The organism is Thalassobius vesicularis (genome assembly GCF_004799325.1).
Classification (GTDB): Bacteria; Pseudomonadota; Alphaproteobacteria; order Rhodobacterales; family Rhodobacteraceae; genus Thalassobius; species Thalassobius vesicularis.
Genome location: NZ_SSMD01000006.1, coordinates 240878 through 259735, shown reverse-complemented (window position 1 = coordinate 259735; position 18858 = coordinate 240878). Strand labels below are relative to the sequence as shown.

The 18858-nt window shown below is 64.0% G+C and carries 20 protein-coding genes, 1 pseudogene and 1 riboswitch; of the genes and pseudogenes, 6 read left to right on the top strand and 15 right to left on the bottom strand.

Annotation, left to right across the window (positions count from 1 at the left end; translation table 11 throughout):
• Nucleotides 1–108: 108 nt before the first annotated feature.
• Nucleotides 109–552 carry a MaoC family dehydratase gene (locus E7681_RS14025; RefSeq protein WP_136339926.1) on the bottom strand — a complete coding sequence of 148 codons (444 nt, stop codon included), beginning with the start codon at nt 550–552 and terminating at the stop codon, nt 109–111.
• Nucleotides 553–681: 129 nt separating this feature from the next.
• On the opposite strand from E7681_RS14025, the gene E7681_RS14020 reads away from it, so the two are divergent.
• The 6 genes from E7681_RS14020 (at nt 682) to E7681_RS13995 (ending at nt 5678) form a co-directional block, all read left to right on the top strand.
• Nucleotides 682–1845: an alpha-hydroxy acid oxidase gene (locus E7681_RS14020; protein WP_136339925.1), complete on the top strand. Its 1164-nt coding sequence runs from the start codon at nt 682–684 to the stop codon at nt 1843–1845.
• A gap of 67 nt (nt 1846–1912) precedes the next feature.
• A complete protein-coding gene (locus tag E7681_RS14015) occupies nt 1913–2542 on the top strand; it encodes a sulfotransferase family protein (protein ID WP_136339924.1) in 630 nt (209 codons plus the stop codon).
• A 105-nt stretch (nt 2543–2647) separates the two neighbouring features.
• Nucleotides 2648–3262 (top strand): 50S ribosomal protein L25/general stress protein Ctc, encoded by a 615-nt coding sequence (locus E7681_RS14010; protein WP_136339923.1) that lies wholly within the window; start codon nt 2648–2650, stop codon nt 3260–3262.
• Nucleotides 3263–3391: 129 nt separating this feature from the next.
• On the top strand, nt 3392–4072 hold the full coding sequence (gene pth, locus E7681_RS14005) for an aminoacyl-tRNA hydrolase (RefSeq protein WP_136339922.1): 681 nt from the start codon (nt 3392–3394) through the stop codon (nt 4070–4072).
• Between the two features lie 55 nt (nt 4073–4127).
• Entirely contained in the window at nt 4128–5297 is a 1170-nt protein-coding gene (locus E7681_RS14000) for a serine hydrolase domain-containing protein (RefSeq protein ID WP_136339921.1), read from the top strand.
• Between the two features lie 3 nt (nt 5298–5300).
• The gene (locus tag E7681_RS13995; protein ID WP_136339920.1) at nt 5301–5678 is read left to right on the top strand and encodes a DUF2237 family protein; all 378 of its coding nucleotides are present in this window, start codon (nt 5301–5303) and stop codon (nt 5676–5678) included.
• A 155-nt stretch (nt 5679–5833) separates the two neighbouring features.
• Here the strand turns inward: E7681_RS13995 and trpB are convergent, their stop codons facing one another.
• The 14 genes and pseudogenes from trpB to lnt all read right to left on the bottom strand — a co-directional run bounded on the left by trpB (nt 5834) and on the right by lnt (nt 18855).
• Nucleotides 5834–7087, bottom strand: coding sequence for a tryptophan synthase subunit beta (trpB, locus tag E7681_RS13990; RefSeq protein WP_136339919.1), 1254 nt, complete (start codon nt 7085–7087; stop codon nt 5834–5836).
• A gap of 122 nt (nt 7088–7209) precedes the next feature.
• Nucleotides 7210–7854 (bottom strand): phosphoribosylanthranilate isomerase, encoded by a 645-nt coding sequence (locus E7681_RS13985; protein ID WP_136339918.1) that lies wholly within the window; start codon nt 7852–7854, stop codon nt 7210–7212.
• Between the two features lie 4 nt (nt 7855–7858).
• Nucleotides 7859–8215 carry a lipopolysaccharide assembly protein LapA domain-containing protein gene (locus tag E7681_RS13980; RefSeq protein WP_136339917.1) on the bottom strand — a complete coding sequence of 119 codons (357 nt, stop codon included), beginning with the start codon at nt 8213–8215 and terminating at the stop codon, nt 7859–7861.
• A gap of 11 nt (nt 8216–8226) precedes the next feature.
• A complete protein-coding gene (gene ihfB / locus E7681_RS13975) occupies nt 8227–8526 on the bottom strand; it encodes an integration host factor subunit beta (protein WP_136339958.1) in 300 nt (99 codons plus the stop codon).
• Between the two features lie 398 nt (nt 8527–8924).
• On the bottom strand, nt 8925–10601 hold the full coding sequence (gene rpsA, locus E7681_RS13970) for a 30S ribosomal protein S1 (RefSeq protein WP_136339916.1): 1677 nt from the start codon (nt 10599–10601) through the stop codon (nt 8925–8927).
• A 220-nt stretch (nt 10602–10821) separates the two neighbouring features.
• The gene (locus tag E7681_RS13965) at nt 10822–11820 is read right to left on the bottom strand and encodes an aldo/keto reductase (protein ID WP_136339915.1); all 999 of its coding nucleotides are present in this window, start codon (nt 11818–11820) and stop codon (nt 10822–10824) included.
• Nucleotides 11817–12422 carry a (d)CMP kinase gene (locus E7681_RS19140; protein ID WP_168733218.1) on the bottom strand — a complete coding sequence of 202 codons (606 nt, stop codon included), beginning with the start codon at nt 12420–12422 and terminating at the stop codon, nt 11817–11819. The genes E7681_RS13965 and E7681_RS19140 overlap by 4 nt, the downstream gene beginning before the upstream one ends.
• A 93-nt stretch (nt 12423–12515) precedes the next feature.
• Nucleotides 12516–12818 (bottom strand): annotated as a pseudogene (locus E7681_RS19135) (GFA family protein); the annotation flags it as partial.
• Nucleotides 12815–13309: a hypothetical protein gene (locus tag E7681_RS18855; RefSeq protein ID WP_168733214.1), complete on the bottom strand. Its 495-nt coding sequence runs from the start codon at nt 13307–13309 to the stop codon at nt 12815–12817. The pseudogene E7681_RS19135 and the gene E7681_RS18855, both read right to left, overlap by 4 nt.
• Nucleotides 13309–14655, bottom strand: coding sequence for a 3-phosphoshikimate 1-carboxyvinyltransferase (aroA, locus tag E7681_RS13955; protein ID WP_136339913.1), 1347 nt, complete (start codon nt 14653–14655; stop codon nt 13309–13311). Before aroA ends, E7681_RS18855 begins: the two co-directional genes overlap by 1 nt.
• Before the next feature lie 144 nt (nt 14656–14799).
• The gene (trmB, locus tag E7681_RS13950) at nt 14800–15513 is read right to left on the bottom strand and encodes a tRNA (guanosine(46)-N7)-methyltransferase TrmB (RefSeq protein ID WP_136339912.1); all 714 of its coding nucleotides are present in this window, start codon (nt 15511–15513) and stop codon (nt 14800–14802) included.
• A 3-nt stretch (nt 15514–15516) separates the two neighbouring features.
• Nucleotides 15517–15981, bottom strand: a complete 465-nt coding sequence (queF, locus tag E7681_RS13945; RefSeq protein WP_136339911.1) for a preQ(1) synthase — start codon at nt 15979–15981, stop codon at nt 15517–15519.
• Between the two features lie 149 nt (nt 15982–16130).
• Nucleotides 16131–17297 carry a methionine adenosyltransferase gene (metK, locus tag E7681_RS13940; RefSeq protein ID WP_136339910.1) on the bottom strand — a complete coding sequence of 389 codons (1167 nt, stop codon included), beginning with the start codon at nt 17295–17297 and terminating at the stop codon, nt 16131–16133.
• 7 nt (nt 17298–17304) lie between these two features.
• Nucleotides 17305–17352, bottom strand: a riboswitch (SAM-SAH riboswitch).
• A gap of 33 nt (nt 17353–17385) precedes the next feature.
• Complete coding sequence (lnt, locus tag E7681_RS13935) at nt 17386–18855, bottom strand: apolipoprotein N-acyltransferase (protein WP_136339909.1); 1470 nt, start codon at nt 18853–18855, stop codon at nt 17386–17388.
• Nucleotides 18856–18858 lie beyond the last annotated feature (3 nt).

Sequence of the window (18858 nt, the reverse complement as noted above, 5' to 3'; positions counted from 1 at the left end):
TTGGAAAAAGAAGAAGGCAAGGGCGCGCGCCTGTCCTTCTTCTTTTCGCAAATATCCCGGGGGAGGCCGCAGGCCGAGGGGGGCAACGCCCCCCTTTTTCTGTCGATGTCAGTCCAGTGGGCGACGGCGCAAAATGTGGATCGTGGTGTAGGTCATCACCAGTTCGTCGTTCTGGTTATAAGTGTCGTAGCGGATTTGTGTGCGGCCGATCCTTGGGCGCGATTGTGACGGTTCCGAGCCGATTACCTCGGCCTTGACGCGCAACGTGTCGCCTGGGCGCACTGGTTTCAGCCATCGCAAACTGTCGATCCCCGGCGAACCCAGAGAGGCTTCGTTCCAGATTCCGGCGTCCAGTGTCAGCAGAAACCCCACGACCATGGTCTGGAACCCACTACCGATCAGCCCGCCGTAGATCGTGTCCTTGGCGGCCTCTTCGCTGACGTGGAACGGTTGGGGGTCATATTTGCGGGCGAAATCCAGCATTTCCTCGAGTGGAATTTGCTGGCTGCCCGTTTCAAAAGTGAACCCAACGGGCAAATCGTCGAAATACATGTTTTCCCTCCGCGCTGTCGGGGTCACAGTGGCGCAATGCGCCGCAGGGGGCAATGGCATTTGGCGTTGCTCTGAAACGGCATTATTGGTAAGAAATCCTCACCAAATTGAGCAATAAGGCCTGCTTCCATGCCCGTCATCACCAATATCGAAGACCTCAAACGCATCTACCGCCGCCGCGTGCCCAAGATGTTCTATGACTACGCCGAAAGCGGCAGCTGGACCGAGCAGACCTTTCGCGAGAATACCAGCGATTTTGACGAGATCCGCCTGCGTCAGCGCGTGGCGGTGGATATGTCGGGCCGCTCGACCGCGACCAAGATGATCGGGCAGGACGTGACCATGCCGGTGGCGCTGGCGCCGGTCGGCCTGACCGGGATGCAATGCGCCGATGGCGAGATCAAGGCCGCGCGCGCTGCTGAAAAGTTCGGCGTGCCGTTTACGCTGTCGACCATGTCGATCAACTCGATCGAGGATGTGGCCGAAGCGACGACCAAGCCCTTCTGGTTCCAGCTTTACACCATGAAAGACACCGATTTCCTGTCGCGCCTGATCGAGCGGGCAAAGGCGGCGAAATGCTCGGCGCTGGTGATTACGCTGGACCTGCAAATCCTGGGCCAGCGGCACAAGGACCTGAAAAACGGCCTGTCCGCCCCGCCCAAGCTGACCCCCGCGACCATCGCCAACCTGATGACGAAGTGGAGCTGGGGCCTGGGCATGCTGGGCGCCAAGCGCCGCAACTTTGGCAATATCGTGGGCCATGCCACCGGTGTCAGCGATGCCGCGAACCTGGGCGCGTGGACGGCGGAACAGTTCGACCCGACGCTCGACTGGGGAAAAATCGCCAAGATCAAGGAGATGTGGGGAGGCCCCGTCATCCTGAAGGGGATTCTGGACGCCGAGGACGCGAAGATGGCGTTGCAGGTGGGGGCCGACGCGATCATCGTGTCCAACCACGGCGGGCGGCAGCTGGACGGGGCGATCAGCTCGATCCGGGCGCTGCCGTCGATCCTGGACGCCGTGGGTGATGAGGTCGAGGTGCATTTGGACAGCGGCATCCGCAAAGGTCAGGACATCCTCAAGGCCGTCGCGATGGGCGCCAAGGGCACTTATATCGGGCGCTCGTTCGTCTACGGGCTGGGCGCGATGGGCGAGGCCGGCGTCACCAAGGCGTTGGAAGTGCTGCACAAGGAAATGGACATCTCGATGGCCCTGTGCGGGCGTCGTACGATTTCGGACCTGGATCGTACAATCCTGATGATCCCCGAAAACTTCGAAGGCCGCTGGCAATAAGCCCGCCGCGTTTTGACAATATCCGGGGGCTCCGGCAGTATGCGCGCAGACGCGCCGGAGCCCTCGAATGCTTGTTTTTGCCAATGCCAATCTCGTGTTTTTCGCGGTGCCGAAAACCGGGTCCACCGCGTATCATCTGGCCCTGAAGGGACAGGCGGACATCGTTCTGGCGGGACGCGCGTCGATCAAGCACATGACCGCCCGCAAATACGACCGGCACCTAGCGCCCTACCTGAAGGCCGCGCATGGGCTGACACCCGAACGGCTGGCGGTGATCCGCGATCCGGTCGAACAGCTGCGCAGCTGGTACAAATATCGCTGCCGCCCCAATCCCAAGGGCGAACCCAGCGTGGTTTCCCGCCTCAGCTTTGACGACTTCATCACCGCCGTCATCAGCAAGCGCCCGCCCGACTATGCCCGCGTGGGCGATCAGCGGACATTTGTCAGCTCGGGCAAGGGGGAATTGCGGGTCGATCACCTGATCGCCTACGAACGGCCGACGGTCCTGCGCCAGTTTCTGGCCGACCGGCTGGGCAAGCCGGTGAAAACCAAGCCGCACAACGTCTCGCCCGACATTCCAGCGCCACTGTCGGCCGATGTCGAGGTCGCCCTGCGCCTGGCCCGCGCCCCGGAATTCGAGCTGCACCAGCGCATCCTGGAGGCAGGCGGCCATCTGGTCACGCCGCTTGGAAAATAAGGCGTTTTGGGGCTTTCCAAACAGGCAAGACTCGTCTATACGCGCGGCTTCATGCGGGGATACAGCCTTGGAGGATCCCCCAACATCAACTTATGGAGAATTATGATGGCTGGAGTTATTCCTGACCTTCACGCAGAAGTCCGGACGGGGACGGGCAAGGGCGCCGCTCGTCAGGCACGCCGCGACGGCAAAGTGCCGGGTATCGTTTTCGGTGGCGAGGCAGAGCCCCTGCCGATCAACCTGCCCTTCAACTCGCTGCTGAAAAGCCTGAAAGCCGGTCGCTTCAAGTCGACCCTGTTCAACCTGAAGGTTGAGGGCCACGAAGACGTCCGCGTGATCTGCCGCGACGTTCAGCGCGATGTCGTCAAGGACCTGCCGACCCACGTGGACTTCATGCGCCTGCGTCGTACCTCGCGCATCAACCTGTTCATCCACGTGAACTTTGACAACCAGGACACCTGCCCGGGCATCAAGAAAGGTGGCGTTCTGACCATCGTTCGTCCCGAGGTGGAGCTGGAAGTGCTGGCCGGTGACATCCCCGACCACATCACCATCGACCTGGCAAACGCACAGGTTGGTGACGTTCTGCACATCAGCGACGTGGTCCTGCCGGAAGGCGTGAAGCCGACCATCGACCGTAACTTCGTCATCGCGAACATCTCGGCTCCGTCGGGCCTGCGTTCGGAAGAGAACGAAGCAGAAGCCGAAGCCGAAGAATAATCGGCGCGCACCCCGCTTATGGGGGACAGTCTTGGGCGCGGCCTGCGGGTCGCGCCCTTTTCGTTTCAAGTGATTGAAATCGCGGTGCACGGCCCCTACCCTGCGCCACGTCCGAACAGGGGAAACGACATGCAGCTTTGGGTGGGTCTGGGCAATCCGGGCGCGAAATACGCAGGCAACCGGCACAATATCGGCTTCATGGCGCTGGACCGCGTGGCCAGTGACCACAGCTTTGCCCCGTGGCGGTCCAAGTTTCAGGGCCAGCTGACCGAGGGCCGCCTGGGCACCGACAAGGTCGTGTTGCTGAAGCCCGAAACCTTCATGAATCTGTCCGGTCAATCCGTGGGCGAGGCGATGCGCTTTTACAAGCTGACCCCCGCCGACGTCACCGTTTTCCATGACGAGCTGGACCTGGCCCCCGGCAAGATCCGCCTGAAACAGGGCGGAGGGCACGCGGGCCATAACGGGCTGCGCTCGATCCACCAACATATCGGCGAATCCTACGCCCGCGTCCGTCTGGGCATCGGCCATCCCGGCCATAAGGACCGCGTTGCGGGCTACGTGCTGGCCGATTTCGCCAAGGCCGATCAGGACTGGCTGGACGACCTGATGCGCGGCATCAGCGATGGTGCGGCGGCGCTGGCGGACGGGAACGGCTCGAAATTCCTGAACGCCGTGGCGCAGCGCGTGGCCCCGCCCCGATCGTCCAAAACCGCAGCCAAGCCCGATGCAACCCCGGGCAAGCCGGACCAGCCAGACGCCCCCGATACGCGCAGTCCGATGGAAAAGCTGCTGGATAAGTTCCGCTGAGGCTTGCCTGACGCCCCCGTCGCATGATTCACTCGCCCCAGAGCGGGAGGGAAACATGCGCTATGCCAAATGGGCCTTCAGGGTCATCACCGTCATCATCCTGATTTCAGGCGGCCTTGTCGTCTGGAAGAAAGAGGAAATCACGCGCCTGCTGGCCGTGAATCACCTGTTCGATGCCGATCGGATCGTCCAGAATTTCTCGTCCATGGATCAGATGTTCTGGACTGCGGCGCTGGATCGCGGCACGGCTCCTGTCAGCCCGCTGCCCAAGGGCGAGGACGCGCCGCTGCCCGAAGGCTCGGACGCGTGGCTAACGGAACGGGCGGTGACGGCGCTGGTGGTGCTGAAGGACGGCCAAATCCGGCACGAAGGTTATTATCAGGGCACCGGGCCTGAGGATCGGCGGATTTCCTGGTCGATGGCCAAAAGCTTTCTGGCCTCGCTGTTCGGCATCGTCCTGCAGGACGGCGCCATCGCCAGCATGGACGACCCGGTGACGAAATACGCGCCCCAGCTGGCCGGCAGCGCCTATGACGGCGCGCGCATCATCGACGTGTTGCACATGGCCAGCGGCGTGAAATTCAACGAGGACTACCTGGATTTCAACTCGGACATCAACCGCATGGGCCGGGTACTGGCGCTGGGTGGCTCGATGGACGGGTTCGCGGCAGGACTTGCAGAGCGTGACGCGACTCCGGGGCAGACCTGGCATTACGTGTCCATCGACACGCATGTGATCGGCATGGTCATCCGCGGGGCCACGGGCCGCACGATCCCCGATTTGATGGCGGAAAAGCTGATCCGCCCGCTGGGACTGGAGGAAACGCCGCTGATGATCACCGACGGCACCGGCGTGGGCTTTGTGCTGGGCGGGCTGAACATGCGCACCCGCGACTATGCCCGCTTTGGCCAGATGGTCGCGCAGGGCGGCACCTGGCAGGGCCAGCGGCTGCTGCCCGAAGGCTGGGTCGAAACCGCCAGCGCCCCCAGCGCCCCGACGTCGCCCGGCAAAGAGAAATACGGCCTGCAATGGTGGCTGCCCTCGGACGCGCAACCGGGCGAGTTCTACGCCATCGGTGTTTACGGGCAGTACATCTACATCAACCGACCCAAGGGCGTGGTGATCGCCATGAACTCGGCCGACCGGCTGTTCAAGGAGGACGGCGTGAACCGCCAGAACATCGAGATGTTCCGGCGCATCACGGACAGCTTTGTTAAGGAATGAGCCATGCAGAAATTCCCATCCGTCAACGTGTTGGGCGGCGTTCTTCAACCTTGCTCTGAAGATCCGTTAACGGGCTTCTTCCGCGACGGCCATTGCAACAGCTGCGCCGAGGACACCGGCAGCCACACCGTCTGCGCGGTGATGACGGCCGAGTTTCTGGCCTATTCGAAATACGTCGGCAACGACCTGTCCACCCCGCGCCCGGAATACCGGTTCGCGGGGTTGAAACCCGGCGATCAGTGGTGCCTGTGCGCCGCGCGGTTCCTGCAAGCCCATGACGAGGGCTGCGCCCCGCGCGTCAATCTGGCCGCCACCCACGCCGCGGCCTTGCAGATCGTCCCGCTGGAGGTGCTGCAGGAACACGATGCCAACCGGACCTGACTTATCCACAGAAGATCGTGTATATGACAGATTTCGCGGGTTTTCTGTGGATAACTGGCCCGCGCAGATCACGAAACCGATAGGGCAGTTCAACCCCGGAAACGCAAACGGCGCCGCCATTTCTGGCAGCGCCGTTTGATTTTGGTTCGCTCGGCTTAGTTGGCGCTGCGTCCCTCGGTGGTCGACATGTCGAATCCCAGATGCTTGGCGACGGTGAAGATGTCCTTGTCGCCCCGGCCACACATGTTCATGACGATGATGTGGTCCTTGGGCAGGGTCGGTGCGATCTTCATCACATGGGCCAGCGCGTGGCTGGGTTCCAGGGCGGGGATGATGCCTTCGGTGGTGCAGGACAGCTGGAACGCTTCCAGTGCCTCGGTGTCGGTCACGTAGACATACTCGGCGCGGCCGATGTCGTGCAGCCAGCTATGCTCGGGCCCGATGCCGGGATAGTCCAGACCGGCCGAGATCGAGTGCCCTTCGAGAATCTGGCCGTCCTCGTCCTGCAGCAGATAGGTGCGGTTGCCGTGCAACACGCCGGGGCGACCGCCCGTCAGCGAGGCGCAGTGCTGCATCTTTTCGTCCACGCCCTTGCCGCCGGCCTCGACGCCGATGATCTTGACCGAGGGTTCGTCGAGGAAATCGTAGAACAGCCCGATCGCGTTCGAGCCACCGCCGATCGCCGCGATCACGGTGTCGGGCAGACGGCCCTCGCCCTCTTGCTCGGCCAGCTGCCAGCGGACTTCCTTGCCGATGATCGACTGGAAATCGCGCACCATCGCCGGGTACGGCGCGGGGCCTGCGGCGGTGCCGATGCAGTAGAACGTGTCGCGCACGTTGGTCACCCAATCGCGCAGCGCGTCGTTCATGGCGTCTTTCAGGGTGCCACGGCCGCTGGTGACAGGGATCACCTCGGCGCCCAGCAGGCGCATGCGGAACACGTTGGGGGCCTGACGCTGGACGTCATGCGCGCCCATGTAGACCACGCATTTCAGACCGAACTTGGCGCAAACGGTTGCCGTGGCGACGCCGTGCTGACCGGCGCCGGTTTCGGCGATGATCCGGGTCTTGCCCATGCGGCGCGCCAGCAGGATCTGTCCCAGCACGTTGTTGATCTTGTGCGCGCCGGTGTGGTTCAGCTCGTCACGCTTCAGGTAGATCTTGGCCCCGCCCAGCTCGCGGGTCAGACCTTCGGCGAAATACAGCGGCGAGGGACGGCCGACGTAGTGTTTCCACAGATAGTCCATCTCGGCCCAGAAGCTGTCATCGGTCTTGGCCTTTTCGTACTCGGCCTCCAGCGAGAGGATCAGCGGCATCAGGGTTTCCGAGACGAAACGCCCGCCGAACTGGCCGAAACGGCCCTTTTCATCGGGGACATTCATGAAGCTGTTGAAAAGATCGTCGGCCATGCGGCTCCCCTTTGGTGGGATGTGAAGTTCGTTCGTGAATATGGTGCCAGCCCGGACATTTCAATGCGTCCGAGCCCGATTATCCTGCCGTTTCCTACAGATTTCGCGGCCTGCGCGCAATGTCAGGCATGCGCCGCCGCAACGAAAGCCCGGATCAGCGCCGCGTCCTTGACCCCCGGCGCGCTTTCCACGCCCGAGGACACGTCCACCTGCCGCGCGCCGGTCATCTGTACGGCCAGACCGACGTTATCAGGGGTCAGCCCGCCAGCCAGCATCCAGGGCAGAGGCCAGTATTTGCGGTTTACCAGACGCCAGTCAAAGGACAGCCCGTTGCCACCGGGCAGCGCCGCGCCCTTGGGGGCCTTGGCGTCGATCAGCAGCTGGTCCGCAGCCCCGGCATAGGCGTCGATCTGCGCCAAGTCGGCGGGTTCAGCGATGCCGATCGCCTTCATCACAGGCAGGCCATAGCGCGCGCGCAGCTCGGCCACGCGGGCGGGGCTTTCCTTGCCGTGGAGTTGCAGCATGTCCAGCGGAACATGGTTCAGGATCGCGTCCAGCGTCGCATCGTCGGCGTCCACCACCAGTGCGACCTTGGCCAGCCCGACGGGGGCCTCCAGCGCCAGATCGCGGGCCAACTCGACCGAGACATTCCGGGGGGATTTCGCGAAAAACACAAAGCCACCATAGACCGCGCCCGCATCGGCAGCGGCATGGACGTGTTCGGGCTTGGTCAGCCCGCAGATCTTGACCTTGACGTCACGGGGCATGGGATCAGGACTTCTGCTCCAGCAGGGCCAGAACCTCGTCCTGCTGGCCGCTTTCGACGGCCTTGCGCTGCTCGCGCTTCAGCTTGCGCTCAAGATCGTGGACCTGGCGCTGCTTGGCGGCGGCGTTGGCGCGGTGCTTATGCTCGCGCAGCCATTCCCAGACAAAGCCGATCAACAGCCCGACCACGATGCCCCCCAGAATCACGCCAAACAGCGGCAGGGTGATCGAGTGGTTCAGCCCGACCAGATCCGCCAGAGGTTCAGGCAGCAGGGTCAGCGTCACGGCACCACGGTTCGCCAGTGCAACAACGATCAGAACCGCGCCGATAGCGGCGAGGAAGGCATAGCGGATATAGCGCATGGTCTGTTACTTCACTTTCCGTTCAAACGGTCGCGCAACAGTTTTCCAGTCTTGAAGAAGGGGACGTGCTTTTCCTCGACTTCCACCGAATCCCCGGTGCGCGGGTTACGCCCTACCCTAGCATCGCGCTGCTTCACCGAAAACGCGCCGAAGCCGCGCAGTTCGACGCGGTCGCCACGTGCCATTGCGTCGGTGATTTCGTCAAAGATCGTGTTCACGATCTTTTCCGCGTCGCGCATGGTCAGTTGGTTCTCAGAAGACCGATCCTGGTTTTCCTCGAATATCTTTTGAATCAGTTCCGACCGGATCATCGGCACCCTCCCCCGGGATAAGCTTTGTGCCCCCATTGTTATGAGAACTATAGAAAGAAAGATCGCGTTCGAAAACAAGCAGTTGAACTTATCGGCAAAAATCGTCGCAGGAAATGCGCCGGTTGGGGCATTTTTTCCCACCTGACCCGGCGTCGGCCGCCGCGTGACGCCTCGCCCCAACAGATGCCGCAGCGCGGAGAAGTCATTGATTCGCAACGCATCGCGCCGTGCTGGCCAAGGCTGGCGCCGATCCGAAGCCCCCTCGGCGGGCGCGAAATCGCCCCCTGCTTACAGAGAAGGCGCACCCCGAAACCCCCTCAGCCGGGTCCGCCGCGCAAACGAAAACGGCCCCGCCCGTATAGGGCGAGGCCGCAATTCACGATAATCGCATCGGGCGATTACTTGTCGCCCTTCAGAGCGGCGCCCAGGATGTCGCCCAGCGATGCACCCGAGTCGGACGAACCGTACTGTTCCACGGCTTCCTTCTCTTCGGCGATCTCGCGTGCCTTGATCGACAGGCCCAGCTTGCGGGTCTTGCTGTCGATGTTGGTCACACGCACGTCGACCTTGTCGCCAACCGAGAAACGCTCGGGGCGCTGGTCGGCGCGGTCGCGGGCCAGGTCCGAACGACGGATGAACGACTTCATGCCTTCGTACTCGACCTCGATGCCGCCGTCCTCGATCGAGGTGACGTTCACGGTGATGACCGAGCCACGCTTCACGCCGCCAACGGCTTCAGCGAACTTGTCGCCGCCCAGGGCTTTGATCGACAGGCTGATACGCTCTTTGTCCACGTCCACTTCGGAAACGACAGCTTTGACGATGTCGCCCTTCTTGTAGCCCTGGATGGCGTCTTCGCCACGCTCGTCCCACGACAGGTCCGACAGGTGAACCATGCCGTCGATGTCGCCGGGCAGGCCGATGAACAGACCGAATTCGGTGATGTTCTTGACTTCGCCTTCGACCTCGGTGCCCTCGGGATGAGTTTCCGAGAACACTTCCCACGGGTTGCGCATGGTCTGCTTCAGGCCCAGCGAAACGCGACGCTTGGCGCCGTCGATTTCCAGAACCATGACGTCGACTTCCTGGCTGGTCGAAACGATCTTGCCGGGGTGGACGTTTTTCTTGGTCCAGGACATTTCCGAGACGTGCACCAGGCCTTCGACGCCCGGCTCCAGCTCGACGAATGCGCCGTAGTCGGTGATGTTGGTGACGCGACCCTTGTGAACCGAGTTCAGCGGGTACTTGGCAGCAACCAGATCCCACGGATCTTCTTGCAGCTGCTTCATGCCCAGGCTGATGCGGTGGGTGTCTTTGTTGATCTTGATGACCTGGACCTTGACGGTCTCGCCGATCGACAGGATCTCGGACGGGTGGTTCACGCGGCGCCATGCCATGTCGGTGACGTGCAGCAGGCCGTCAACGCCGCCCAGGTCAACGAACGCACCGTATTCGGTGATGTTCTTGACGACGCCGTCCACGGTCTGGCCTTCGGTCAGGTTGCCGATGACTTCGGCACGCTGTTCGGCGCGCGATTCTTCCAGGATGGCGCGACGCGACACAACGATGTTGCCACGGCGACGGTCCATTTTCAGGATCTGGAAGGGCTGCTTCAGACCCATCAGCGGGCCAGCGTCACGCACGGGGCGGACGTCAACCTGGCTGCCGGGCAGGAACGCAACAGCGCCGCCCAAGTCCACGGTGAAGCCGCCTTTGACGCGGTTGAAGATGGCGCCATCGACGCGCTCTTCGTTTGCGTAGGCTTTCTCCAGGCGGTCCCATGCCTCTTCGCGGCGGGCCATCTCGCGCGAGATGACTGCTTCGCCACGGGCGTTTTCAGCCGCGCGCAGGAAGACTTCGACTTCGTCGCCAACGGTGATTTCAGGGGCTTCGCCGGGGTTTGCGAATTCTTTCAGATCAACGCGGCCTTCCATTTTGTAGCCGACGTCGATGATGGCCTGGCCCGCTTCGATCGCGATGACCTTGCCTTTGACAACCGAACCCTCTTGGGGGGTGTCAATTTCGAAGCTTTCTTGCAGGAGGGCTTCGAATTCCTCCATCATGTTTTTAGCCATGTGGCATCAGTTCCTTTACAAACGTTTTTTCGGGCCATGCGGTTGTGTCCGCCGGTCTTGGTTGATGTCCGCCGGGGCGAACGGTTGGTCAGACGTGTCACAAAACAAAGAGGGCCGGTAGAGTCCGACCCTGCCTGAGTTCTTCATCCTGCGACGAAAATCGCCGTGTAGACGGGGCGCATATAACGGCTGCGCCCCTGTCTGGCAAGGGAAAACACCCTTAGCAGTAGCGTTCCGGGCCGATGTTTTGCGCCTCGTTATAGCGGTCACCCCAGGCCCAGCCGACGGGCAGGATTTCTTCGATGCGGGCCAGTTGTGCCGGGGTCAACTCCAGCTGCGCGCCTTCGACCAGTTGCGCGAAATGCCCGACCGAGCGCGTACCGGGGATCGTCACCACATGCTCTCCCTGCGCCAGCACCCAGGCGATGGCCAGCGCCGCCGTCGAATGGCCCAGCTCGGCCGCATAGGTGCGCAGACCGTCGGTGGCGGCGATGTTGGCGCTATAATTCGGCTCGATAAAGCGGGGATTCACGCGCAGGAATTCCAGATTGGGGATGGTTTCCAGCGGGATCGGCGTGTCCGTCAGCAGCGACCGACCCACGGACGAAAAGGCGACCAGCGCGGTGCCCAGTTCGGCACAGGTGCGCAGCAGGCCCATTTCCGGCAGGCGCGTCGCCAGCGAGTATTCGTTCTGCACTGCATCCACATGGCATTCCGTGGCCGCGCGGCGCAGCGAATAGGGTGCGATTTCCGAGAATCCGATGCCCTTGATCTTGCCCTTTTGCTGCAGCAGGGCCATGTGGCCGGCGACCTCCTCGATCGGGATGTCGGCCTGGCGGCGGTGGACATAGAACAGGTCCACATGGTCCAGACCCAACCGTTTCAGGCTGCCGTCCAACTCGCTCTCCAAATGCGCCAGCGAGTTGTCAAAGCACCGGTTGCCCTGCGCGTCCTTGGTGATCGCGGCCTTGGTGGCAATGTGGAACCGTTCGCGCGTGCCGGGATTGTCGCGCAGGAACGTCCCGATCGTGGTTTCCGAGCGGCCCATCCCGTAGACATTCGACGTGTCGATATGGGTCACCCCTGCCTCCAGCGCGGCGTGCAGGATGGCGTAGGAGTTTTCCTCGGTCGTGGGGCCGTAGAAATTGGCAAAGGACATCGCCCCGATCCCCAAGGCCGAGATTTCGGGGCCGTTCTTGCCCAGTTTGCGCAGTTTCATACGTTGTCCTTTCGTGCGTCCACGGCAGCAATGGCCGCGGCCACGGCCTGCTCGATGCTCAGGCCCGAGGTGTCGATCAGCACCGCGTCAGCGGCGGGTTTCAGCGGCGCCTCGGCGCGGTTCATGTCACGCTCATCCCGCGCGATCACGTCGGCCAGCACCTCGTCATAGCTCTGGGCGCCCTGCTGTTCGGCATGACGCCGTTGGGCGCGTACTTCGGCGCTGGCGGTGACGAACAGCTTGGCCTCGGCATCCGGGCAGATCACCGTGCCGATATCGCGCCCGTCCAGCACCGCGCCCCCCTGACGGCGGGCAAAGGCGCGCTGGAAATCCACCAGTGCGGCGCGCACTTCGGGGATCGTGGCGACCTTGCTGGCGGCCTGTGCCACCTCGGGCGTGCGCAGGCTGGCATCGGCCAGATCCTCGGGCAGCAGCGCCTGCGCGGCGGCAATCGGTTCGACCCCTGCCAGCATCTTGGCGCCCACGGCCCGGTACAACAGGCCGGTGTCCAGATGGGCAAACCCGTAATGCGCCGCCACGGCCTTCGAGATCGTCCCCTTCCCCGCAGCTGCGGGTCCGTCGATGGCGATGGTGAACGGCATGGGCGTAACCTCCGGGCTGGACCAGCCCCGCACGTGATGCGGCAAGGCGTCGGTCAGGTCGTATTCGTCCCCTTTGTAGGCACAGAAAATGTGGTTGGCCAGATGCGTCCCCGTCGCCCCGTCAACCGAGCCAAGCGCGACCCAGATCAGACCGTCGCCTTCCTCCCAGAACAGGTAGCTGCCGCAATCGGGGCAAAACGCCCGCCGCGCATGGGCGGACGAGGCGAACCAGCGCGGCGCGCCCTTGATCTTTAGGGCGTCAGCCGGGACAGGTGCGGCGATAGAGTAACTGCCCGTAATCTTGCGACATTGCGTGCAATGGCAGGCCGTGGCGGGGCCGAATGTTGCCTGCGTTTCAAAGCGCACCGCGCCACACAGGCAGCTGCCCCGCGTCATCGCCGGTTCCAGACGGCGCGTGCGAACAGCACCAACAGCGCCGTAAAGCACACCGTCACGGACACCGACTTGATCAGTGTGGCCAGGCTGGCGTCGGCCACCATCTGCTCGGTCACCGTGTCGGCGATCAGCAACCCGTGCACCCGCATGTTTTCCAGGTAATCCGCGCCCGCGCTCAACACCGCGACCGCCGACAGCCCCCAGCGCATCGAGCCGCGCAGCAACCATTGGAACGCCGCAACAAAGCTGAGCGCCAGCAGTCCCGGAAACGCCATATCCAGCCGCTGTTGCACCGTCAGATAAAACACCCGCCCCTCGTCCGAGAGCGCGTCCAGATAAGCCCGCGCCTCGTCATAGGTATAGCCCAGCGGACGCAGGTCGAACATCGGCAGGCCGTCGGCCTCCTCCAGCAGGTAGGGGCTGGACCACAGGCCCATCGTCGCATAAAGCGCCCCCGCCAGCAGGAACGAGATCCAGAACAGCCGCGCCATCAGCCGCGCGACAGCTGCGCGCCCAGATCGGCCATCAGCCCCTCGAAAATCGGGAAAGAGGTGGCAATCGGGCTGCCGTCATCCACGCTGACCGGCGCGTTCGCGGCCATGCCCATCACAAGGAAGGACATCGCGATCCGGTGGTCCAGATGGCTGACGCAAGTCGCCCCGCCCGGCACGTTGCCATGGCCACGTCCCTTGACGATCCACCAATCCGGGCCGTCCTCGACTTCGATCCCGTTCAGGCGCAGACCATCCGCCATCGCGGCAATCCGGTCGGATTCCTTGACCCGCAACTCCTTTACCCCGCGCATCACCGTGTCGCCCTGCGCGAACGCTGCGACCACGGACAGCACCGGATATTCGTCGATCATGCTGGCGGCGCGCTCGGGCGGCACCTCGATCCCCTTCAGGTTGGGCGAGAATTTCGCCCGCAGGTCCGCCACCGGCTCCCCGCCCTCTTCGCGCAGGTTCTCAAAAGTCAGGTCCGCCCCCATGTCCTGCAAGGTGTAGAACAGCCCCGCCCGCGTCGGGTTCAGCCCGATATTCGGCACCAACACGTCCGAGCCGGGCACGATCAGCGCCGCACAGACCGGAAAAGCGGCCGAGCTTGGGTCGCGCGGCACCACGATCGTCTGCGGCTTCAACTCGGGCCGCCCGGTCAGCGTGATGACACGGCCCTCAGCGGTCTCCTCCACCGACACTTCGGCGCCAAAGCCCGCCAGCATCCGCTCGGTATGGTCGCGGGTGGCCTCTTTCTCGATCACCACGGTCTGCCCCGGCGCGTTCAGCCCCGCCAACAACACCGCCGATTTCACCTGCGCCGAGGGCACCGGCACCACGTACCGCACCGGCACCGGATCGGCCGCGCCCACGATGGTCATCGGCAACCGCCCACCCGAACGCCCCACCGACTGCGCCCCAAACAGCGCCAGCGGATCGGTCACGCGCGCCATCGGGCGCTTGTTCAGACTGGCATCGCCCGTGAAGGTCGCCACGATCGGAGAGGTCGCCATCGACCCCATGATCAGCCGCACCCCGGTGCCCGAGTTACCGCAATCGATCACGTTGCCCGGCTCTTTGAAACCACCCACGCCCACGCCATGCACATGCCACACGCCATCCGCATCACGCTCCACCTCGGCCCCGAAGGCGCGCATCGCCTTGGCGGTGTCCAGCACGTCCTCGCCTTCCAGCAGTCCGGTCACAACCGTTTCACCAACCGCCAACGCCCCCAGGATCAGCGCCCGGTGCGAGATCGACTTGTCCCCCGGCACATGCGCCTCGCCACTCAGCGGGCCGCATTTGGTGGACGTCATCGGGATCGGGGTGCCGTGGCCGGACATGGATGCCTCCTCAGGGAAATTCCCCTGCCTCATAGCGCAGCCCGCCGCCCCGGTCCATGTCCCGAATGCTGCTTCTTTCTGATTAGAAATACTCACGGCGCCAACACACCCGCCCAACGGGCCGCCGATCAGGGGCGCAGCCGCTCAGGTGCGGCGGAAGGTCAGGTAATGCGGAGTACGCCCCTCGCGCAGCGCCTTCTGCTCGTAGCGGGTCGAGTACCAGTCATCCCACGGCTCCCGCCAGTCCTGCGGACGCTCGGCCAGCCATTCGAACCCGGCCTGCGGGACTTCTTCCAGCGTCTGGCGCACGTAGTCGGGGATGTCCGTCGCCACCCGGAAAATCGCGCCGGGTTTCAGCACCCGCGCCAGCGGCACAAGGTGATCTTGCGTCACAAACCGGCGGCGGTGGTGGCGCTTCTTGGGCCAGGGATCGGGATAGAGCAGGAACGCCCGGCTGATCGAGGCTTCGGGCAGCACGTCGAACATGTCGCGCGCGTCGCCGGGATGGACGCGGATATTCTCGCATCCCGCATCACGGATCTTGCCCAGCAGCATCGCGACGGCATTCACGAACGGCTCGCAGCCGATGAATCCCACCTGCGGGTTCAGGCTGGCCTGGTGCACCATGTGCTCACCCCCGCCAAAGCCGATCTCAAGCCAGACATCGCGTTCACCGAAAAGTGCGTTCAGGTCCAGCGGCGTGCGCTCGGGGTTGTCCTCCCACGACACGGGCCCGGGCGAGAGGGGCTCCAGATCCTCAGCGAGGAAGGTCTTCTGGCTGTCGCGCAGGGTCTTGCCCCGGATACGGCCGTAGAAATTGCGCCAGGGCGCGCCCGAGGGATGCTGATCTTCCGACATGGCTTACCCCCGTCCGCGATAGGTTGCGACGCCCTGATCCGGGATCCACACGCCTTCGGGCGCGGGGCCGGTCTGCCAGAACACGTCGATCGGGATGCCCCCGCGCGGGTACCAATAGGCCCCGATCCGCAGCCATTTCGGGGCCAGCAGATCGACCAGCCGCTTGGCGATGTCGATCGTGCAATCCTCGTGAAAGGCGCCGTGATTGCGGAACGAATGCAGGTACAGCTTCAGCGACTTCGATTCCACCAGCCAGTCGCCGGGAATGTAGTCGATGACGATATGCGCGAAATCCGGCTGGCCGGTCATCGGACAGATCGAGGTGAACTCGGGCGCGGTGAAACGCACGACATAATCGGTGCCCGCATGGCCCGCCGGCACCCGCTCCAACTGCGCCTCTTCGGGCGAGGTCGGCTGAGCGGTATTTTGCCCCAATTGGGACAGGCCCGATACATCCGTCTTGGTCATGGCGGGGTCCTTTCGCTGATTGGAGCGCGGTTTACCCCGCCCGGCCTTCCGGATCAATGCCTGCAAAACTGGGCCCGTGTGACCGCCGCAAATGAAAAAGGCCGGGCGATCACCCGGCCTGTTATAGTCGTTTAACCTGTGCGCCGGATTCAGACGGCGGCCTTCAGCGCCTCGGTCAGGTCGGTCTTTTCCCAGCTGAAACCGCCATCCGCTTCGGGGGCGCGGCCGAAATGGCCGTAGGCTGCGGTGCGCGCGTAGATCGGGCGGCACAGGTCCAGATGGGTGCGAATGCCGCGCGGGGTCAGGTCCATGCACTTGCCGACGATACGCTCGATCTGCTCGTCCGGGATCTGGCCGGTGCCAAAGGTGTCGGCATAGATCGACAGCGGCTTGGCCACGCCGATGGCATAGCTGACCTGGATCAGGCACTTGGTGGCCAGACCCGCTGCGACCACGTTCTTGGCCAGATAGCGCGCCGCATAAGCGGCCGAGCGGTCCACCTTGGTCGGGTCTTTGCCCGAGAACGCGCCGCCGCCATGCGGGGCCGCACCGCCATAGGTGTCCACGATGATCTTGCGGCCGGTCAGGCCCGCGTCGCCATCAGGGCCGCCGATCACGAAGGTGCCGGTCGGGTTGACCCACCATTCGGTGTCCTCGGTGATCCAGCCTTCGGGCAGGGTTTCGCGGATGTAAGGCTCGACGATCGCGCGGATATCGTCGCTGGTCTGGCTTTCGTGCATGTGCTGCGTCGACAGCACGATCGAGCTGACGCCCACCGGCTTGCCATCACGGTAGCGCACGGACAGCTGCGATTTCGCATCCGGGCCCAGCGTCGGCTCGGCGCCCGATTTGCGGGCTTCGGCCAGACGGCGCAGGATCGCGTGGGCGTATTGGATCGGGGCCGGCATCAGTTCCGGCGTCTCGTCGGTGGCGTAGCCGAACATGATGCCCTGGTCGCCCGCGCCGTCCTTGTCCACACCCTGAGAGATGTGAGCCGATTGCGGGTGCAGGAAGTTGCCGACCTTCAGCGTCGCCCAGTGAAAGGCGTCCTGCTCGTAGCCGATATCCTTGACGCAATCGCGCACGATGCCGTCGATGCGGTTCATGTATTCGGCCAAGCGCGCCTTGTCCGACAGGCCCACCTCTCCGCCGACGATCACCTGGTTGGTGGTGGCAAAGGTTTCGCAAGCGACGCGAGCGTTCGGTTCTTCGGCTAGGAACGCGTCCAGCACCGCATCGGAAATGCGGTCGCAAACCTTGTCGGGGTGCCCCTCTGACACGGATTCAGAGGTGAAGATATAGTTCTGTCGGGACATGAGAGTGTGCTCCATTAAATCTGCCCGCCACGTCAGGAAGCCGTTGTGACAGGGAATAGTGCGTGGTTACGCCCCCTCGGGGCCGGGGTCAACGGCTTAAGCTGCGGCGATTCGTACGCGCCCAGCCCGTTGACGCCACGAGACCCAGCACCGCCAGCCCCAATGCCAGCCAGTCGCCCCAGCGCGTGAACGGCGTTGCAGGCAGCGCCTTGGGCAAGGGCGCATCCACCCAACCCGCCTGCCCCAGCGGGATTTGCGCAGTGACGCGGCCCCACGGGTCGATCATGCCGGAAACCCCGGTATTAGCGGCGCGGGCCAGCGGCAGGCCCTGCTCGATCGCGCGCAGACGGGCCTGCGCCAGATGCTGATACGGTCCGGAAAACGTGCCGAACCATGCGTCGTTGGTCAGTTGCAGCAGGAAATCGGGGCGCGGGTCGGGATGGCTGGCGTCATTGGGAAACACCGCCTCATAGCAGATCAGCGGCAGCGCGCGGCCCAGACGCGGCCCAAGGTCCAGCAGGCGCGGGCCGGGACCGGCGGCAAAGCCGTTGCCCTCTTTCGCGGCCAAGCCGTGGATGCCAAACCGCGCGGCCAGATCGCCCAGCGGGATATACTCGCCAAAGGGCACAAGGTGATGCTTGTCGTAGACCTGCCCCGGCAGCCCGTCCGCCCCCAGCACCACCGCCGAGTTATAAAGCGCACCACCGTCCAGCCGTTCGCCGCCCAGCACCAAGGGCACGGGGCCAGAGGCGTCGTGGATGATCTCATAGGCGCGCTCGGCCTCGTCCAGCAGCACAGGCAGCGCCGTTTCGGGCCAGACGATCAGGTCCGGGCGCTGCGCCCCGGCCGCGGTGAACTCAAGCGAGCGGCGGAAGAACACCGGCGCATAGTCCGGGTCCCATTTCTGGTGTTGCGGCGCGTTGGGCTGGACCATCCGCAGGACCGGACGGCCCTGCAAATCCAGCGTTTCGGGCCGTTGCGCCCCCCAGATCCATGCAGCAGCCACAACGGCGACGGTCAGCACCGCAGGCACCCAGTGGCGTTGCGCCAGACCGGCCAGCGCCACCGACAGGGCCAGCACGATCAGCCCCAACCCTTGCGCGCCGATGATGGCCGCCAGCTGAGCCAGCGGCGTATCGACCAGCACATGACCGGGCAAAGCCCAGGGAAATCCGGTGAACAAGTATCCGCGCAAAATCTCGGCCAGGGTCAGCGTGGCCATCAGCGCCCAGCCATTGCCGACCCGTTTGGCCAGAGCGAAGGCCAGCCCCCAAAACAGCGCGAGCCCGCCCGCCAGGAACACCAGCGCAAAGGGGGCCATCCAGCCATAGCGCAGCGGATCGACCAGAAACGGCTGCACGATCCAGACCAGCGCCAGCAGGAAATAGCCCGTTCCCAGCAGCCATCCGCTCAGCGCCGCAGCCCGCAGGCTGGCCGCGCGGTGCAACAGCAGAACGCCGCCCGCAAGCCCCAGAATGGTCAGCGGCCACAGGCCGAACGGCGCCTGTCCCAGCGCCGCAAGTGCGCCCAGCCCCAAAGGCAGTGCCAGGCGCAGCATTGG

Coding starts and splice junctions, on each gene's coding strand:
- E7681_RS14000 (WP_136339921.1), top strand. CDS start 4,128: ATGCGCTATGCCAAATGGGCCTTCAGGGTCATCACCGTCATCATCCTG.
- E7681_RS14025 (WP_136339926.1), bottom strand. CDS start 552: ATGTATTTCGACGATTTGCCCGTTGGGTTCACTTTTGAAACGGGCAGC.
- queF (WP_136339911.1), bottom strand. CDS start 15,981: ATGACCAAGACGGATGTATCGGGCCTGTCCCAATTGGGGCAAAATACC.
- ihfB (WP_136339958.1), bottom strand. CDS start 8,526: ATGATCCGGTCGGAACTGATTCAAAAGATATTCGAGGAAAACCAGGAT.
- E7681_RS13985 (WP_136339918.1), bottom strand. CDS start 7,854: ATGCCCCGTGACGTCAAGGTCAAGATCTGCGGGCTGACCAAGCCCGAA.
- aroA (WP_136339913.1), bottom strand. CDS start 14,655: ATGTCCGGCCACGGCACCCCGATCCCGATGACGTCCACCAAATGCGGC.
- E7681_RS13980 (WP_136339917.1), bottom strand. CDS start 8,215: ATGCGCTATATCCGCTATGCCTTCCTCGCCGCTATCGGCGCGGTTCTG.
- rpsA (WP_136339916.1), bottom strand. CDS start 10,601: ATGGCTAAAAACATGATGGAGGAATTCGAAGCCCTCCTGCAAGAAAGC.
- E7681_RS18855 (WP_168733214.1), bottom strand. CDS start 13,309: ATGGCGCGGCTGTTCTGGATCTCGTTCCTGCTGGCGGGGGCGCTTTAT.
- trmB (WP_136339912.1), bottom strand. CDS start 15,513: ATGTCGGAAGATCAGCATCCCTCGGGCGCGCCCTGGCGCAATTTCTAC.
- E7681_RS13995 (WP_136339920.1), top strand. CDS start 5,301: ATGCAGAAATTCCCATCCGTCAACGTGTTGGGCGGCGTTCTTCAACCT.
- metK (WP_136339910.1), bottom strand. CDS start 17,297: ATGTCCCGACAGAACTATATCTTCACCTCTGAATCCGTGTCAGAGGGG.
- E7681_RS19140 (WP_168733218.1), bottom strand. CDS start 12,422: ATGCCGTTCACCATCGCCATCGACGGACCCGCAGCTGCGGGGAAGGGG.
- pth (WP_136339922.1), top strand. CDS start 3,392: ATGCAGCTTTGGGTGGGTCTGGGCAATCCGGGCGCGAAATACGCAGGC.
- E7681_RS13965 (WP_136339915.1), bottom strand. CDS start 11,820: ATGAAACTGCGCAAACTGGGCAAGAACGGCCCCGAAATCTCGGCCTTG.
- E7681_RS14020 (WP_136339925.1), top strand. CDS start 682: ATGCCCGTCATCACCAATATCGAAGACCTCAAACGCATCTACCGCCGC.
- lnt (WP_136339909.1), bottom strand. CDS start 18,855: ATGCTGCGCCTGGCACTGCCTTTGGGGCTGGGCGCACTTGCGGCGCTG.
- trpB (WP_136339919.1), bottom strand. CDS start 7,087: ATGGCCGACGATCTTTTCAACAGCTTCATGAATGTCCCCGATGAAAAG.
- E7681_RS14010 (WP_136339923.1), top strand. CDS start 2,648: ATGGCTGGAGTTATTCCTGACCTTCACGCAGAAGTCCGGACGGGGACG.
- E7681_RS14015 (WP_136339924.1), top strand. CDS start 1,913: ATGCTTGTTTTTGCCAATGCCAATCTCGTGTTTTTCGCGGTGCCGAAA.